Genomic DNA, 452 nt, shown 5'->3' with positions numbered 1-452 from the left:
CATGTTCACGTTCTTGCACCATAAGGCCGATGGGTCCTTGACTCCGCTGGATGTCCTCGTCCCGACCAGCCGCGCCCGGTCCGTTCCGGCCGCCGAGCTGATCGACCGCCTGCGTACCGAGTACGCACCGAAGGCGGTGGCCTGAATGATCTCGTGGAACTGCCCCGATTGCATGAAGCGGCGAAACGCGGCGTGCGCGCCGGTGTGCCTGCCGGCGGATCGGATCGACCCGTGCGAGTTCAAGTCGGCGCGGATCGCGGCCGAGCGCGACGCCGCGACGGCCGAGGCGCTCGCTGCTGCAGGGGTGACCCGATGACGTGGAACCGTGAGAAGTTCGCCGCCAGGTACAGGGCGCTGCGCGCCGAAGGGCTCACCCGCGCCGAATGCGCGGCCCGCCTCGGACTGAACCCGAAGACGATGGACAACCGCGTCCGGTCAGCGGGCTGCTGGAT

The 452-nt window shown here is 69.0% G+C and carries 1 protein-coding gene; it reads left to right on the top strand.

The features are described 5' to 3' along the window. The first annotated feature begins 172 nt into the window (after positions 1-172). Positions 173-316 (top strand): hypothetical protein, encoded by a 144-nt coding sequence (locus AC1DYG_RS19740; RefSeq protein ID WP_477641548.1) that lies wholly within the window; start codon positions 173-175, stop codon positions 314-316. The last annotated feature ends 136 nt before the right edge of the window (positions 317-452 follow it).

Source organism: Pedococcus sp. P1_H8 (assembly GCF_056405175.1).
The sequence above is the reverse complement of the archived record's forward strand: the minus strand, read 5'-3'. Positions and strand labels throughout refer to the sequence as shown.